This window comes from Pseudoduganella plicata (assembly GCF_004421005.1).
Taxonomy (GTDB): domain Bacteria; phylum Pseudomonadota; class Gammaproteobacteria; order Burkholderiales; family Burkholderiaceae_D; genus Rugamonas; species Rugamonas plicata.
In genome coordinates this window covers 4,201,564-4,216,384 of the sequence record NZ_CP038026.1, presented here as the reverse complement: position 1 = coordinate 4,216,384, position 14,821 = coordinate 4,201,564, and the positions used below count along the sequence as shown (strand labels likewise).

Below are 14,821 nucleotides of genomic sequence, written 5' to 3'. Positions count from 1 at the left end.
TTATTCTCCTGCTTTCTCAGCCGGCTTGGCAGCGGCGCGGCGAGCGGCTGGGGCGCCTGGTTTAGCGCCAGGACCTGGACGTGGGCGTCCACCTGGTTTGCCATCGTCGCGACGTGGGCCGCGGCTCTTCTTCTCGTCAGGTGGGGTATCGATGACTGGTGCTTCGCCGGTAGCGGAGCGGTCACCCTTGTATACCCAGACCTTGACGCCGATGATGCCGTAGGTCGTCGACGCTTCGGACGTGCCGTAGTCGATGTCCGCCTTCAGGGTATGCAGAGGCACGCGGCCTTCGCGATACCATTCGGTACGGGCGATTTCGATACCGTTCAGACGGCCGGACGACATGATCTTGATGCCCAGGGCACCCAGACGCATGGCGTTCTGCATCGCGCGCTTCATGGCGCGGCGGAACATGATCCGCTTTTCCAGCTGCTGCGAGATCGAATCGGCGATCAGCTGCGAGTCGATTTCAGGCTTGCGGATTTCTTCGATATTGACGTGCACTGGCACGCCCATGATCTTGGTCAGTTCCGACTTCAGCACTTCGATGTCTTCGCCCTTCTTGCCGATCACAACGCCCGGACGGGAGCTGTACACGGTGAAGCGTGCGTTCTTCGCTGGACGCTCGATGACGATGCGGCCAACGGAGGCGTTCTTCAGCTTCTTCTTCAGGTAGGCGCGCGCCTTCAGGTCTTCGTTCAGCATCTGAGCGAAGTTACCGTTGGTTGCGTACCAGCGCGAAGCCCAGTTACGGGTTACGGCCAGACGGAAGCCGGTTGGATGAATTTTCTGTCCCATCTTGGCTCCTTAGTTTCCGACCGTCAGGTAGACGTGGCAGGACTGTTTCGAGATACGGTCGCCACGGCCCTTTGCACGCGCGGTGAAGCGCTTCAGGATCGGGCCCTTTTCGACGTAGATCGTTTTCACGTACAGTTCGTCGATGTCGGCACCATCGTTGTGCTCGGCGTTCGCAATAGCGGACTCCAGCACTTTCTTCAGGATGGCAGCGCCTTTTTTCGGGCTGAACTGCAGAATGTTCAGCGCGGCGTCGACTTTCTTGCCACGGATCAGGTCAGCCACCAGGCGACCTTTTTGATCCGACAGGCGTACGCCTTTGAGGATAGCTTTGGTTTCCATTATTTCTTAGCCTTTTTGTCAGCAGCGTGGCCCTTGAACGTACGGGTCAGCGCGAACTCGCCGAGCTTGTGACCAACCATGTTCTCGGAGACATACACGGGAACGTGTACTTTGCCGTTGTGCACGGCAATCGTCAGACCGATGAAGTCAGGCATGATCGTCGAACGACGCGACCAGGTTTTGATTGGCTTCTTGTCCTTGGTCGCTTGCGCGGCTTCGACCTTCTTCACCAGGTGGGCGTCGCAGAACGGCCCTTTTTTCAATGAACGAGTCATGGTTTATCCTTATTTCTTGCCGCGGCGCGAGACGATCATCGAAGAAGTGCGCTTGTTCGAACGCGTCTTCTTGCCCTTGGTCTGCTGGCCCCATGGCGACACTGGGTGACGACCAGCTGCGGTACGGCCTTCACCACCACCGTGCGGGTGGTCGATCGGGTTCATCACGACACCGCGAACGGTCGGACGAACACCGCGCCAACGCATCGCACCGGCTTTACCGATCTTGCGCAGGTTGTGTTCGCCGTTACCGACTTCACCAACCGTTGCACGGCATTCGATGTGCACACGACGCACTTCGCCGGAGCGCAGACGCACCTGAGCGTAAGTACCTTCGCGGGCCATCAGCACGACGCCGGCGCCGGCGGTACGGGCGATCTGGGCACCTTTACCTGGCAGCATTTCGACGCAATGCATCGTGGTGCCGACTGGGATGTTGCGGATTGGCAGGCAGTTACCGGCCTTGATCGGCGCTTCGGAACCGTTCATCAGCGTATCGCCGACGGACAGGCCTTTGGAAGCGATGATGTAAGCGCGCTCGCCGTCGGCGTAGCACAGCAGGGCGATGTGCGCCGTGCGGTTTGGATCGTATTCGATACGTTCCACTTTCGCAGGGATGCCATCCTTGTTGCGCTTGAAGTCGACCAGACGATAGTGCTGCTTGTGACCACCACCGATATGACGGGTGGTGATGTGGCCGTTGTTGTTACGGCCGGCGGTCTTCGATTTTTTCTCAACCAGGGCAGCGAACGGACGGCCTTTGAACAGGCCTTCGGTCACGACCTTCACCATGCCACGACGGCCTGGGGAGGTTGGCTTCATCTTAACGAGTGCCATTATTTAGCCTCCTCGGAGAAATTGATTTCCTGGCCAGGCTTCAGGCACACGAAAGCACGCTTGGTATGGTTGCGACGGCCCGTGAAACGGCCCGAACGCTTGACTTTACCTTCGCGGTTTACGGTCTGCACCGATTCCACTTCAACCTTGAACAGCAGTTCAACGGCGGCCTTGATTTCTGGCTTGGTCGCGTCCATGGCAACACGGAACACGATCTGTTCGTTCTTTTCCGCGACCATGGTGGCCTTCTCGGAAATGACCGGCGCCAGCAGCACCTTCATCAGGCGCTCTTCGCTAATTTTTACGGCGCTCATGCCAGCAACTCCTCAATCTTGGCCAGTGCCGCTTTGGTAACCAGGATCTTCTTGTAGAAGACCAGCGACATTGGATCTGCGTGACGTGGTTCCACGACCAGCACGTTCGGCAGGTTGCGGGAAGCCAGCAGCAGGTTTTCTTCGATGTTGTCGGTGATGATCAGGACCGATTCCAGACCCATGCCCGCCAGCTTTTGCGACAGCAGCTTGGTTTTTGGAGCTTCGATCGACAGTTCTTCGATCACGACCAGACGTTCCTCACGGGCCAGCTGCGACAGGATCGAGCACAGACCGGCGCGGTACATCTTCTTGTTCACTTTGTGGGTGAAGTTCTCGTCAGGCGAGTTCGGGAAGATGCGACCACCGCCGCGCCACAGTGGCGACGACGACATACCGGCACGAGCGCGGCCGGTACCTTTTTGGCGCCATGGCTTCTTCGTGGTGTGGTGAACCTGTTCGCGATCCTTCTGCGCGCGGTTGCCGCTACGGGCATTGGCTGCATAAGCGACGACGACCTGGTGAATCAGGGCTTCGTTGTAATCACGGCCGAAGACGGTGTCTGCAGCAGCAACGTTGGACGAGGCTTGACCTTCAGCGTTCAAGAGCTTGAGTTCCATGAATTAAGCTCCCTTCTTAGCTTTGACTTTGACGGCTGGCGAAACAACCACCTGACCGTTTTTCGCGCCTGGCACGGCACCCTTCACCAGCAGCAGCTGACGATCGGCATCGATACGAGCGATTTCCAGATTCTGGGTCGTGACGGTTTCGTCGCCCATGTGGCCGGTCATGCGCTTGCCTGGGAAGACGCGGCCCGGGTCCTGCGCCATACCGATGGAGCCTGGTACGTTGTGCGAACGCGAGTTACCGTGGGTCTGACGACCCGAAGCGAAGTTGTGACGCTTGATGGTACCGGCGTAGCCTTTACCGATCGAGACGCCCTGGACGTCGATCTTCTGACCGACTTCGAACAGGGAGGCGGCGATCACTTCACCGGCTTTCAGTTCTGCAGCTTTGGCAGCGTCGATACGGAACTCTTTCAGCAGAGTACCGGCTTCAACACCAGCTTTAGCGTAGTGACCCGCAGCGGCTTTGGTCACGCGGGAAGCGCGACGTTGACCGAATACGACCTGAACAGCGGAGTAACCATCCGTTTCAGGAGTTTTGATTTGCGCAATACGGTTGTTCGACACGTCCAGCACGGTGACAGGGATCGAATCCCCTTCATCCGTGAAGATGCGCATCATACCAACCTTGCGACCGAGGAGGCCAAGGCTCATTTTTTCTCCATTCCCACCTACGATTGGGCAGGGCTATGTTGAACTACTAAAAATGGTACGGACAAAAAAGTCGATTCCATACCGAAGCCGGCTAGTGTACTTTGCTTTGCCTCTTGACGCAACAAGTAAGTACGAGGTATGTCATTGCCTGTTGTACAAAGCGCTGCGATGGGTCGCACGGAAAAGTATGCCTACAATGGGGGGGTTGTCATTTTGATACCACTTATTTGCAAGTGACGCCGTCCCCTTACCATTTCGCGGAGAGCAGCCATGACCAGTCGATTTTTCGGCGCGATGTTAATGTCCGTCAGCCTTGTTTCGTTCGACGCCGCCGCGCAAGCCGGCACTACTTTTGCCCAGGCCAGCCTGACAATATTTCCCTGCGTCCGGTGAATGCCGGAATGAACATGCCGAACAAGCACTACTTCCAGCAGGGCCGCACGGCCGACCTCGACAGTGAAGTGTCGATCTACCCTGGCGGCGGGGGCTATGACATGCAGACGGCCAACGGCCCGCTGTTTGACACGCCTGTCTCTGTCGACGCCATCGTCGGCCCGCGCATGCCATGGCTGCGGTGGTTGGCCCGCTGGGCGAGATCCGCTCGGCAGCAAGCGGGCTTCCCGCGTCGTCGTGGTCCTTGAGGCGTCCTGACCTCTTATTCGCACAGCTACGTCAACGCAAGTGCGGTACCGGAGCCGGGCACGTACCTGATGTTCGGTGCGGGTCTTCTCCTGCTGGCGGGAAGCTGCCTGCGCCGGACGCGCCAGACCGGGACCTGAGGCTACCTGACGAGGGCCTGATACAGCAGATTGGCGACCCGGACCGACGGCCGGGCCGGGTCACCGAGCACCCTCTGCGGCACATGCTGCAGCATCAACACGGCAACCAGCCCTTCCTGCCGGTCCACCGTGAACCATGTCGACTGCGCCCCCGTCCAGCCGAACTGGCCGACCGAGCCGAGCCGGGCGCGCCGGGCCAGGTCCAGCACGACGCTGCCGCCCAGGCCGTAGCCTTCGGCGCCGTACTCGTCGTGGGTTGGCGGCGCCAGGTGCGACAGGTGATTCTGCATCATCAGCTCGACGCTCTTGCGGCCCAGCACCGTCGCGCCGTCCAGGCTGCCGCCATCGGCCAGCATCTGCGCGAAGCGCGCGTAATCCTCCGCGGTCGAATACAGGCCGACCGCTCCGTTCAGATAGGGCGTGATCCGCTGGCCCGGCGCCACCGGCTGCGCCAGCGTCACCAGCGCGCCGGTGGCGTCCGTGGTGGCAACTGCCGCGATGCGATAGCGCTCGCCAGGCGCGACGATGAAAGCGGTATCGCGCATCTGCAGCGGCAGGAAGATGCGCTTGTGCAGGAATGCGTCGAGCCGCAAGCCGGACACCGCTTCGATCACGCGGCCGGCAACGACAGCGCAAATGGCATCGTCGCGGAAGCGGCTGCCGGGCTCCGTGGCCAGCGGCAGCGCCGCCAGGCGGCGCGCATACTCGGCCGTGTCCGGCGCCCCGTCCAGCGTCGCCTGCGCCGCCGCGTCGGCGCCGAATCCTGCCGTCTGCGACAGCAACTGGCGAATCGTCACGGCCGCGCGCGGCGCAGTGCCGTCGCCCAAACGCAGCGACCGCAATTCCGGCAGGTAGGCGGCCACCGGATCATCCAGGTTCAGCCTGCCCTCTTCCATCAGGATCAGCATGGCCGCGGCCGTGACGGTGCGCGTCATCGCGTCGATTCGGAAGATCGCGTTGCGCTGCAGCGGTTGGGTGCGCGCGCCATCCCGATGCCCGACTGCGCGCCAATCGACGACCCGACCATTGCGCAACACGATTGACACAACGCCCAGGTAGTCGCCGCGCGCGACGGTCGATTCCAGGTAGCGGTCGAGGCGCTCCAGGCGCGCTGTCGCAAAGCCTTGCGACTGCGGGGAGGCCTCCGGGAACGAGGCCGCGCCAGCGGCAAAACAGGTCGCAAGGGCGACTGCGCCAAGCATGGTTTTCATCACGGGCAAGCCTGCGAGAACACGATGGCACATTGTACCCGCCACCTGCCGTGCTGCCGGTGCGCGCGCACCGTTGCCGATGGATTGATGGCGCCGCAATGCGATAATCGCATCATGACCGCTTACATGCTTTTGAAACTGCTGCACGTACTCAGCTCGACTGTTCTGTTCGGCACCGGCATGGGTATCGCGTTCTTCAAATGGATCACCGACCGTACGGGCGACGTGCGGGCCATCCGCATCGTGACGGAACGTACGGTGCTGGCCGATTATGTCTTCACGACGCCGGCCGTCATCCTGCAGCCGGTGACGGGCTTCGCCATGATCTGGCTGGCCGGGTATCCGTTGTCCAGCGCATGGATCCTGTGGTCGGTCGCACTGTACCTGCTGGCGGGCGTCTGCTGGCTGCCGGTCGTCTGGCTGCAGATCCGCATGCGCGATATCGCCCGCGTCGCCGATACCAGTGGCACTGCGCTGCCCGCGCTGTACTGGCGCTATGCCAAGCTATGGTTCGTACTGGGCATTCCGGCGTTCAGCGCACTGGTCGTCATTTTCTGGCTGATGCTGAACAAACCGGTGTAAGGTATATTCCCCTGATGCTGCCGAGGACCGCGCGTCCTGACGATCCGCGGCGAGAAGCCAACAGAGGGCCCTCGGGCTGCGCTGACCCCGCCCATTCGAACGGGGCCTCAGCCTGCGGGGGTGGCCAGGCCGGCTACTCCGGACGGCGACGGCCCCTGCCCCCGCCGTTTGCCGGCCACGTCAGAATGTGTACCGGGCGCTCAGCGCGAAGTAGCGGCCGCGGTTGTTGTGCAGCCCTTCGTTGTAGCCATCCAGCGGCAGGAACGAGGTCGAGATGCCCTGGCCCGGATCATATGGCGCGCGCTTGTCGAACACGTTCTGGATGTTGAGGTTCAGCGTCAGGTTCTTGAAGCCCGTGTACGTATAGCCCAGGCCGAACGTGATCCAGTGCGCGATCTTGCAGTCCGGATAGTATTCCTCGTACAGCGGCACCGTTCCGTCACGATTCGGTTCCGCATCGTCCGGTCTGGCCGTGCCGTAATGGCAGAATGGCTGGTCGTAGACCGTGTCCGCATTCACATAGCGTTTCAGCGACACCGTCCCGACGTAGTTCATCGATGCATTGACCGCGTGGTCGCCGCGCGTCCACGTCGTGGCCAGGTTGAACTTCAACCGCGGCGTGTAAAGCGTCCTGGAGAGATTCCAGTCGTACAGTCCGGACTGCGCACCCACGACGTTATGTTCGATGTCGCCCGGATGCTGCGCCAGCGAGTAGTGCGTCATGTAGGTGCCATTCAATTTAGTGCTGAGGCCGCCCCACTCGCCCATCCTGGCACGGTGCCGTACATCGAAGTCGATGCCGCGCACTTCAGTCGAGCCCTGGTTTTCCCACGGCAGCTTGACCATCAGCAGCGGCCCCGTATTCGGGACCGGGTTGCCAGCGGCGTCCGTTACCCAGTTGGCGGGGTTCGGATCGCGCACGACGTTCCCGGGGGTGCGGTCCTCGTTCTTGATCGCTTCAAATGCGGAGCCCTGCACCACCTCGCCTTCCTTGCGGATGCGGAAGTAATCGATCACGACCTCCAGGTTGTTGTTGGGCGAATAGATCAGGCCCAACGAGTAGCTGCGCGATTTTTCCGGTACCAGATCGGGGTTGGCGCCGCCCGTGCCCGCCGCGGACTTGGCGCAATCCACCTCCGTCGCGCCCGGCTTCGGCGTGCGCTCATCCACCTCGCAGCGGCGCCGGTCGAAGATATCGCGCAGGAACACCTGCGAGCCACCCGGCGTCACCTGCACCAGTGCCGGCGCGCGGAAGCCTTTGGCATAGGTACCGCGGAACGCGAGACCGTCGAACGCCGTCCACTTCGCACCCACTTTCGGTACGTAATTCGTCTTGATGCCAGGGTATTTGTCGGCACGGCCGGCAAAATCCAGCTCGAGGTTTTTCAGCAGCGGCGTGCGCAGTTCGACGAATGCCGACTTCACATCGCGCTCGCCATCGATGATGGAGTTCACGAGCCCGTAGATATCGCCGGCGGCAAGCGCCGGGGTCGGGTCGAGCTCGATTTTCTCGCGGCGCAGTTCGACGCCCAGCGCCAGACCGATGGCGCCCCCGGGCAGTTCGCCGAACTGCGTGCGGGTTTTTGCATCCCACTGGACGATGGAGGCCCGTCCGGCGTTGGTGACATCCTGCGAAATCGTCGGATCGGCCGCCAGCTGCGCCAGCGTGGTACCAGAGTTTAGCTTGCGCAAGGTTGGCAGGTACAGGCGATCGAAGTAGGTGTCTTCTTTCTCGGAGCGGTTCCACAGCAGTCCCGTGTCCCAGGTCCAGCGACCGAACTCCCCTTCCGCGCCCACCAGCAGGCGGGCGTTCTTGTTGATGACCTCGGTGCCGCCGCGCAGGTTGGCAAAGCGGTAGCCGACGGACGCCCGCGCGTTCGGGAACGGATTGTCCGGGTGGCCGATTTCAAGGATTGCCTGGAACGGATCCGCCACCCCCGTGGCCGTGAAATTATTGACCGATGACTGGCCGAGCGTGATGGGCGTGCTGGTATAGGTACGCTTCGAGCGCCCATAGGCCACCTCCGCAAACGCCCGCGTGTTCGTGCCGAGCTTGAGCACGCCACGGCTCATCAGCACACCATCGTCGCCCTCGCTTTGCGCTTCGAGGAAACGGGTAGCGTCGTAGTTGCAGAACGTGCGGCCAACCCAGACACTCGTGGCGGGGAAGCCCATCTGAGTGGTGCCCACCAGCTGTTCCGACGGGTCGCAGCCGAGCGTCGTGCGCAGCCTGTCGGCGGCGTTGGCGCGGCTGACGCCAAAGTTCCTGGAGCCGGGGCTGCTCTCGCGATAGAACGTCGGGTACTGGGAAATCTGGCTGCCGTAAGGCGTGGCGAAGCGCCCGTTCAGCTGCTGATACTGGGCGAAGGCGATATCGGTCGCGTCGCGCAGTGCGGTGCGGTCGCGCTTGGAGATGTCGGCGGTGACGAACACGTTGTAACCGTCGGTCTCCAGGTCGCCCTTGCCCCATGCTGCGCTGACACCGCGGCGGGCGAACTCGCCGTCGTCGTTCGCGCTGGCCCGTGCGGCCAGTTCCGCGCCCTGATAGTTGCTCTTCGTGATGAAATTGATGACGCCGCCAATGGCATCGGAACCGTACACGGCGGAGGCGCCGTCCTTGAGGATTTCAATGCGGTCCAGGGCCGTTACGGGGATGCTGTTCAGGTCGTACAGCGTTGAGTTGCCATCGTTCGGGTCGGCATACGCCGACGGTGTCATGCGGCGTCCATTCAACAGGATCAGTGTCGAGGTGGATGAGAGTCCGCGCAGCGAAGCTGTCGAGACGCCCCGTGAGAAACCGCCGTCGGTGGAGTCATAATTGCTGTCGGAGCCGATCGCAGGCACGAAACGCATCAGTTCCTGCACGGTCTGCGCGCCGGTATCCTTGATATCCTGCGCGGTCACGACCTGGACGGGCGACGTGCCCTCCTTGTCGACGCGCTTCAGGTTGGAGCCCGTGATGTACACGGTCTGGGATGGCTGGGTCGGCGCCGTTTGCTGGGCCAGAATGGCCGGCGTGGCGAGTGTCATCGCTACCGCAACAACACTTTTCTTCAAAGTTAACTGCATGCGTATCGCTCCCGGATTTTATGAGTTGTGCGCTGTTACATCTTGTAACAGCCATCAATAATTTCTCACAGGAGCTGCGGCGTTATCAAAAGGTTTTGCAAATAAGACAGGTTCAGTCGCCGTTGTGTTGCGTTTTTGCGGCAGTGATTGGTGGAAGTTCGGCGCCGCCCACTGCCGACCATATTTTATTTAGTCCCGCATAGGAATATGCGTTGTCCACAGCAGCTAGGCCAAAAAAAAACCGGAACCCTCGGGTTCCGGTTTTCTGGGCGGACGGCAAAGCCGTCCGACGCGAATCGATTATTGCAGTTTGATTTCGACGTCCACGCCAGCTGGCAGGTCCAGCTTCATCAGCGCGTCAACGGTCTTGTCGGTTGGATCCACGATGTCCATCAGGCGCTGGTGCGTACGGATTTCGAACTGGTCGCGCGACGTCTTGTTGACGTGCGGGGAACGCAGCACGTCGAAACGCTGGATACGGGTCGGCAGTGGAACCGGACCTTTGACCACGGCGCCGGTGCGCTTGGCGGTGTCAACGATTTCCAGTGCGGACTGGTCGATCAGTTTGTAGTCGAATGCCTTCAGGCGGATGCGGATCTTTTGATTCGGGGTGGACATGCTAATTCCTTAAAAAGAACGAACCGGGCAGGGATGCGCCGGCAATGTGTAAGGTCATGCAAAACGGGTACTGCGCAAGGCTGCAAACAACGGTAAGGCCATTTACAACTGAGCGGGACCGGCATGATAGCACGGTCCCGCCCTGTACTGCTATCGCTTAATCGCCGAAGTGACGATCAGCGACACCCTGGCATCGATCAGCCCAGGATCTTGGCAACAACGCCGGCGCCGACGGTACGGCCGCCTTCGCGGATAGCGAAGCGCAGACCTTCTTCCATGGCGATCGGGTTGATCAGCTTGACGGTGATCGACACGTTATCGCCTGGCATGACCATTTCCTTGTCCGCTGGCAGTTCGATCGAACCGGTCACGTCCGTCGTACGGAAGTAGAACTGTGGACGGTAGTTGTTGAAGAATGGCGTGTGACGGCCGCCTTCGTCTTTCGACAGAACGTAGATCTCGCCCGTGAAGTGGTTGTGCGGCTTGATCGAGCCTGGCTTTGCCAGAACCTGACCACGCTGAACGTCTTCACGCTTGGTGCCGCGCAGCAGCAGACCAACGTTGTCGCCGGCTTGACCCTGGTCCAGCAGCTTGCGGAACATTTCCACGCCGGTGCAGGTCGTCTTGACGGTGTCGATGATACCGACGATTTCGATCTCTTCGCCGACCTTGATGATGCCGCGCTCGACACGACCCGTGACCACGGTACCGCGGCCGGAGATCGAGAACACGTCTTCCACTGGCATCAGGAAGGCGCCGTCCACAGCGCGCTCAGGCGTTGGGATGTAGCTGTCCAGTGCGTCGGCCAGACGGATGATGCACTCTTCGCCCATCTCGCCAGGCTGGCCTTCCAGGGCCATACGTGCCGAACCCTTGATGATTGGCAGGTCGTCGCCTGGGAATTCGTACTTCGACAGCAGCTCGCGCACTTCCATTTCGACCAGTTCCAGCAGCTCTGCGTCGTCGACCAGGTCGCACTTGTTCAGGAACACGATGATGTATGGAACGCCAACCTGACGGGCCAGCAGGATGTGCTCGCGGGTCTGTGGCATCGGGCCGTCGGCTGCGGAGCAAACCAGGATCGCGCCGTCCATCTGCGCTGCACCGGTAATCATGTTCTTGATGTAGTCGGCGTGGCCTGGGCAGTCAACGTGTGCGTAGTGACGCGCAGCGGTTTCGTACTCGACGTGGGCGGTGTTGATGGTGATGCCGCGTGCTTTTTCTTCCGGAGCAGCGTCGATCTGGTCGTAGGCTTTCGCTTCGCCGCCGAATTTCTTCGACAGAACGGTTGCGATTGCTGCCGTCAGCGTGGTCTTTCCGTGGTCGACGTGACCGATGGTGCCGACGTTGACGTGCGGCTTAGTGCGCTCAAACTTACCTTTTGCCATTTTATTCTTCCTTAGTACTTTGATTTAAGGTTGTCCGGCCTGGAGGATTGCCCCAGGCCGGTAAGGGACCGAAGTCCCTTTGCTACAGATTATTACTTGGCCTTGGCGGTGACGATCGCGTCGATCACGTGCTTAGGCGCTTCGGAATAGTGCTTGAATTCCATCGTGTACGTTGCACGACCCTGCGTTGCGGAACGCAGCGAGGTCGAGTAACCGAACATTTCCGACAGCGGTACTTCGGCCTTGATGATCTTGCCGCCGCCGCCCGGGATTTCGTCCATGCCCTGCACCATACCGCGGCGGGACGACAGGTCGCCCATCACGTTACCAGCGTAGTCTTCCGGCGTTTCGACTTCAACAGCCATCATTGGTTCCAGGATGACTGGGGATGCTTTACGGCAGCCATCCTTGAATGCCATCGAACCAGCCATACGGAACGCGTTCTCGTTCGAGTCGACGTCGTGGTACGAACCAAACGTGACGGTGACTTTGACGTCAACGACCGGGTAGCCAGCCAGCACGCCGCTGTTCAGCGTTTCGCGCACGCCTTTTTCCACCGCAGGGATGTATTCGCGAGGAATCACACCGCCCTTGATGGCGTCGACGAACTCGAAGCCCTTGCCTGGTTCCTGCGGCTCGATCGTCAGAACGGCGTGGCCGTACTGACCGCGACCACCGGACTGCTTGACGAACTTGCCTTCGACGTCGGTGACGGCCTTGCGGATCGTTTCGCGGTAGGCAACCTGTGGCTTGCCGACGGTTGCTTCGACGCCGAATTCGCGCTTCATGCGGTCAACGATAATTTCCAGGTGCAGCTCGCCCATACCGCCGATGATGGTCTGGCCCGATTCTTCATCGGTCTTGACGCGGAACGACGGATCTTCCTGTGCCAGGCGGTTCAGCGCCAGGCCCATTTTTTCCTGGTCGGACTTGGTCTTCGGCTCGACGGCCTGCTGGATCACCGGCTCAGGGAAGACCATGCGCTCCAGGATGATCATCGACGACGGGTCGCACAGCGTTTCGCCGGTCGTCACGTCTTTCAGACCCACGGCAGCGGCGATGTCGCCAGCGCGCACTTCCTTGATCTCTTCACGCTGGTTGGCGTGCATCTGCAGAATACGGCCCAGACGCTCCTTGCGGTTCTTGACCGAGTTCAGCACGGTGTCGCCCGAGTTCACGGAACCCGAGTACACGCGGAAGAACGCCAGCTGGCCGACGAACGGGTCGGTCATGATCTTGAACGCCAGCGCCGAGAATTTCTCGTCGTCGGCTGCGCGGCGGGAGGCCGGTTGTTCGTCTTCGTCCGTGCCGTTGACCGGTGGGATGTCCACTGGCGACGGCAGGTATTCGATGACGGCATCCAGCATGGCCTGCACGCCCTTGTTCTTGAACGCGGTACCGCACATCATTGGCACGATCTCGGAAGCGATGGTGCGATCGCGCAGCGCTTTCTTGATCTCGGCTTCCGTCAGGTCGCCTTCTTCCAGGTACTTGTTCATCAGGTCTTCGTTCGCTTCAGCAGCGGCTTCGACCATCTTCTCGCGCCACTCGGCAGCGGAATCGGCCAGTTCGGCCGGGATGTCCACGTAGTCGAACTTCATGCCCTGGGACGCGTCGTCCCAGATGATGGCCTTCATCTTGACCAGGTCGATCACGCCCTTGAAGTTGTCTTCGGCGCCGATTGGGATCTGGATCAGGACAGGGTTGGCCTTCAGGCGGGCACGCATCTGCTCGTAGACCTTGAAGAAGTTGGCACCGGTACGGTCCATCTTGTTCACGAAGGCCAGACGTGGCACTTTGTACTTGTTAGCCTGACGCCACACGGTTTCCGACTGTGGCTGCACGCCGCCCACTGCGCAGTAGACCATGCAAGCACCGTCCAGCACGCGCATCGAGCGTTCGACTTCAATGGTGAAGTCGACGTGGCCCGGCGTGTCGATGATGTTGATGTGGTGTTCCGGGAAGTTGTTGGCCATGCCTTTCCAGAAGCAGGTGGTCGCCGCGGAGGTAATCGTGATGCCGCGCTCTTGTTCCTGCTCCATCCAGTCCATGGTTGCTGCGCCGTCGTGGACTTCACCAATCTTGTGGTTCACGCCGGTGTAGAACAGCACGCGCTCGGTCGTCGTCGTCTTACCAGCGTCGATGTGAGCGGAGATACCGATGTTGCGGTAGCGCTCAATGGGGGTCTTGCGGGCCATAATTAATCCTAAATCTTTTAATGGACAAAACCGAGCAGCATTTTTTCAACCAAAAATGTGCCCGGCTTGAACAACAGATAAGGCCGGATATTCCGGCCGGAATTTTTAGAAGCGGAAGTGCGAGAACGCCTTGTTCGCTTCTGCCATACGGTGCACCTCGTCACGGCGCTTCATCGCGCCGCCGCGGCCTTCCGCAGCTTCCATCAGCTCACCGCCGAGGCGTTGTGGCATGGATTTTTCGCTGCGCTTGTTGGCAGCTTCACGCAGCCAGCGCATCGACAGGGCCAGGCGGCGCACTGGACGCACTTCAACCGGCACCTGGTAGTTTGCGCCACCGACGCGGCGGGACTTGACTTCCACCATCGGCTTGGCGTTGTTGATCGCTGCTGCGAACACTTCCAGCGGGTCCTTGCCGGACTTTTGCTGGATATGGTCGAATGCACCGTAGATGATGTTTTCAGCAACGGACTTCTTGCCCGACAGCATCAGAACATTGACGAATTTGGCGACTTCGGTGTTACCGAACTTTGGATCCGGCAGAATTTCGCGCTTGGGTACTTCACGACGACGTGGCATTTCTATTTCCTTCCTGTCTTCAGTTGAGTGCCTCTGTGACACTCGCGGAGGTCATCATGACCTTCCACTTACTCGGCCTCGCGACCGCCTCAACTCATTAAATTGCAAGAATTACTTCTTGGCCGCTTTAGCGCGCTTCGCACCGTACTTCGAGCGAGCCTGCTTACGGTCTTTGACGCCCTGGGTATCCAGCGAGCCGCGAACCATGTGGTAACGAACACCTGGCAAGTCTTTGACACGACCGCCGCGCAGCAGAACAACGCTGTGTTCCTGCAGGTTGTGGCCTTCACCGCCGATGTACGAAATGACTTCGAAACCGTTGGTCAGACGCACTTTGGCGACTTTACGCAGAGCCGAGTTAGGCTTCTTAGGAGTGGTGGTGTACACGCGGGTGCACACGCCACGCTTTTGCGGGCAGTTTTCAAGTGCCGGCGATTTGCTCTTCACGACCAGTGCGGTACGTGGGTTGCGAATCAATTGATTGATGGTTGGCATCGTTCTAAATCCAACAAAATTACTGCTGTTGACATCCCGGGCCCGGCAACACGCCGCCCCGGGGC

The 14,821-nt window shown here is 60.4% G+C and carries 17 protein-coding genes; 3 read left to right on the top strand and 14 right to left on the bottom strand.

Annotated elements, in window-relative coordinates; genetic code table 11:
• Genes rpsC through rplC form a run of 7 tightly spaced genes read right to left on the bottom strand, consistent with a single transcriptional unit; the run spans nucleotide 1 to nucleotide 3,840 of the window.
• A complete protein-coding gene (gene rpsC / locus E1742_RS18480; protein WP_134386512.1) occupies nucleotides 1-798 on the bottom strand; it encodes a 30S ribosomal protein S3 in 798 nt (265 codons plus the stop codon).
• 9 nt (nucleotides 799-807) lie between these two features.
• Entirely contained in the window at nucleotides 808-1,140 is a 333-nt protein-coding gene (gene rplV, locus E1742_RS18475; RefSeq protein WP_175425006.1) for a 50S ribosomal protein L22, read from the bottom strand.
• Entirely contained in the window at nucleotides 1,137-1,412 is a 276-nt protein-coding gene (gene rpsS / locus E1742_RS18470) for a 30S ribosomal protein S19 (RefSeq protein ID WP_093556914.1), read from the bottom strand. Before rpsS ends, rplV begins: the two co-directional genes overlap by 4 nt.
• A gap of 9 nt (nucleotides 1,413-1,421) precedes the next feature.
• Complete coding sequence (gene rplB, locus E1742_RS18465) at nucleotides 1,422-2,249, bottom strand: 50S ribosomal protein L2 (RefSeq protein ID WP_134386510.1); 828 nt, start codon at nucleotides 2,247-2,249, stop codon at nucleotides 1,422-1,424.
• Nucleotides 2,249-2,563 (bottom strand): 50S ribosomal protein L23, encoded by a 315-nt coding sequence (gene rplW, locus E1742_RS18460; protein ID WP_134386508.1) that lies wholly within the window; start codon nucleotides 2,561-2,563, stop codon nucleotides 2,249-2,251. The genes rplB and rplW overlap by 1 nt, the downstream gene beginning before the upstream one ends.
• On the bottom strand, nucleotides 2,560-3,180 hold the full coding sequence (gene rplD, locus E1742_RS18455; RefSeq protein ID WP_134386506.1) for a 50S ribosomal protein L4: 621 nt from the start codon (nucleotides 3,178-3,180) through the stop codon (nucleotides 2,560-2,562). Before rplD ends, rplW begins: the two co-directional genes overlap by 4 nt.
• Before the next feature lie 3 nt (nucleotides 3,181-3,183).
• Nucleotides 3,184-3,840: a 50S ribosomal protein L3 gene (gene rplC / locus E1742_RS18450; RefSeq protein ID WP_134386504.1), complete on the bottom strand. Its 657-nt coding sequence runs from the start codon at nucleotides 3,838-3,840 to the stop codon at nucleotides 3,184-3,186.
• Nucleotides 3,841-4,241: 401 nt separating this feature from the next.
• Between rplC and E1742_RS18445 the strand changes: the two genes are divergently transcribed.
• Together E1742_RS18445 and E1742_RS27410 are read left to right on the top strand one after the other, a co-directional pair.
• The gene (locus E1742_RS18445) at nucleotides 4,242-4,481 is read left to right on the top strand and encodes a hypothetical protein (protein WP_134386502.1); all 240 of its coding nucleotides are present in this window, start codon (nucleotides 4,242-4,244) and stop codon (nucleotides 4,479-4,481) included.
• Nucleotides 4,482-4,487: 6 nt separating this feature from the next.
• Nucleotides 4,488-4,619, top strand: a complete 132-nt coding sequence (locus tag E1742_RS27410) for a PEP-CTERM sorting domain-containing protein (protein WP_134388229.1) — start codon at nucleotides 4,488-4,490, stop codon at nucleotides 4,617-4,619.
• A gap of 2 nt (nucleotides 4,620-4,621) precedes the next feature.
• On the opposite strand, the gene E1742_RS18435 is transcribed toward E1742_RS27410, so the two are convergent.
• The gene (locus E1742_RS18435) at nucleotides 4,622-5,830 is read right to left on the bottom strand and encodes a serine hydrolase domain-containing protein (RefSeq protein ID WP_166793519.1); all 1,209 of its coding nucleotides are present in this window, start codon (nucleotides 5,828-5,830) and stop codon (nucleotides 4,622-4,624) included.
• A 126-nt stretch (nucleotides 5,831-5,956) separates the two neighbouring features.
• Here E1742_RS18435 and E1742_RS18430 point away from each other — a divergent pair, with 126 nt between their 5' ends.
• Nucleotides 5,957-6,412, top strand: coding sequence for a DUF2269 family protein (locus E1742_RS18430; protein WP_229466076.1), 456 nt, complete (start codon nucleotides 5,957-5,959; stop codon nucleotides 6,410-6,412).
• A gap of 180 nt (nucleotides 6,413-6,592) precedes the next feature.
• Here E1742_RS18430 and E1742_RS18425 read toward each other — a convergent pair whose 3' ends face one another.
• The 6 genes from E1742_RS18425 to rpsL form a co-directional block, all read right to left on the bottom strand.
• The gene (locus E1742_RS18425) at nucleotides 6,593-9,442 is read right to left on the bottom strand and encodes a TonB-dependent receptor plug domain-containing protein (protein WP_166793518.1); all 2,850 of its coding nucleotides are present in this window, start codon (nucleotides 9,440-9,442) and stop codon (nucleotides 6,593-6,595) included.
• Between the two features lie 339 nt (nucleotides 9,443-9,781).
• Complete coding sequence (gene rpsJ, locus E1742_RS18420; protein ID WP_130186563.1) at nucleotides 9,782-10,099, bottom strand: 30S ribosomal protein S10; 318 nt, start codon at nucleotides 10,097-10,099, stop codon at nucleotides 9,782-9,784.
• 197 nt (nucleotides 10,100-10,296) lie between these two features.
• Nucleotides 10,297-11,487, bottom strand: a complete 1,191-nt coding sequence (gene tuf / locus E1742_RS18415) for an elongation factor Tu (protein WP_134386401.1) — start codon at nucleotides 11,485-11,487, stop codon at nucleotides 10,297-10,299.
• Nucleotides 11,488-11,579: 92 nt separating this feature from the next.
• Nucleotides 11,580-13,685 (bottom strand): elongation factor G, encoded by a 2,106-nt coding sequence (gene fusA / locus E1742_RS18410; RefSeq protein ID WP_134386494.1) that lies wholly within the window; start codon nucleotides 13,683-13,685, stop codon nucleotides 11,580-11,582.
• A 105-nt stretch (nucleotides 13,686-13,790) separates the two neighbouring features.
• Complete coding sequence (rpsG, locus tag E1742_RS18405; protein ID WP_134386492.1) at nucleotides 13,791-14,261, bottom strand: 30S ribosomal protein S7; 471 nt, start codon at nucleotides 14,259-14,261, stop codon at nucleotides 13,791-13,793.
• Nucleotides 14,262-14,372: 111 nt separating this feature from the next.
• Nucleotides 14,373-14,756 (bottom strand): 30S ribosomal protein S12, encoded by a 384-nt coding sequence (gene rpsL / locus E1742_RS18400; RefSeq protein ID WP_130186567.1) that lies wholly within the window; start codon nucleotides 14,754-14,756, stop codon nucleotides 14,373-14,375.
• Nucleotides 14,757-14,821: the final 65 nt, after the last annotated feature.

Bases quoted from the DNA above. Each gene is read 5' to 3' on its own strand.
- rpsC (WP_134386512.1), bottom strand. From the start codon at position 798: ATGGGACAGAAAATTCATCCAACCGGCTTCCGTCTGGCCGTAACCCGT.
- rpsS (WP_093556914.1), bottom strand. From the start codon at position 1,412: ATGACTCGTTCATTGAAAAAAGGGCCGTTCTGCGACGCCCACCTGGTG.
- rplB (WP_134386510.1), bottom strand. From the start codon at position 2,249: ATGGCACTCGTTAAGATGAAGCCAACCTCCCCAGGCCGTCGTGGCATG.
- rplW (WP_134386508.1), bottom strand. From the start codon at position 2,563: ATGAGCGCCGTAAAAATTAGCGAAGAGCGCCTGATGAAGGTGCTGCTG.
- rplD (WP_134386506.1), bottom strand. From the start codon at position 3,180: ATGGAACTCAAGCTCTTGAACGCTGAAGGTCAAGCCTCGTCCAACGTT.
- rplC (WP_134386504.1), bottom strand. From the start codon at position 3,840: ATGAGCCTTGGCCTCCTCGGTCGCAAGGTTGGTATGATGCGCATCTTC.
- E1742_RS18445 (WP_134386502.1), top strand. From the start codon at position 4,242: ATGAACATGCCGAACAAGCACTACTTCCAGCAGGGCCGCACGGCCGAC.
- E1742_RS18435 (WP_166793519.1), bottom strand. From the start codon at position 5,830: ATGAAAACCATGCTTGGCGCAGTCGCCCTTGCGACCTGTTTTGCCGCT.
- E1742_RS18430 (WP_229466076.1), top strand. From the start codon at position 5,957: ATGCTTTTGAAACTGCTGCACGTACTCAGCTCGACTGTTCTGTTCGGC.
- E1742_RS18425 (WP_166793518.1), bottom strand. From the start codon at position 9,442: ATGACACTCGCCACGCCGGCCATTCTGGCCCAGCAAACGGCGCCGACC.
- rpsJ (WP_130186563.1), bottom strand. From the start codon at position 10,099: ATGTCCACCCCGAATCAAAAGATCCGCATCCGCCTGAAGGCATTCGAC.
- tuf (WP_134386401.1), bottom strand. From the start codon at position 11,487: ATGGCAAAAGGTAAGTTTGAGCGCACTAAGCCGCACGTCAACGTCGGC.
- fusA (WP_134386494.1), bottom strand. From the start codon at position 13,685: ATGGCCCGCAAGACCCCCATTGAGCGCTACCGCAACATCGGTATCTCC.
- rpsG (WP_134386492.1), bottom strand. From the start codon at position 14,261: ATGCCACGTCGTCGTGAAGTACCCAAGCGCGAAATTCTGCCGGATCCA.
- rpsL (WP_130186567.1), bottom strand. From the start codon at position 14,756: ATGCCAACCATCAATCAATTGATTCGCAACCCACGTACCGCACTGGTC.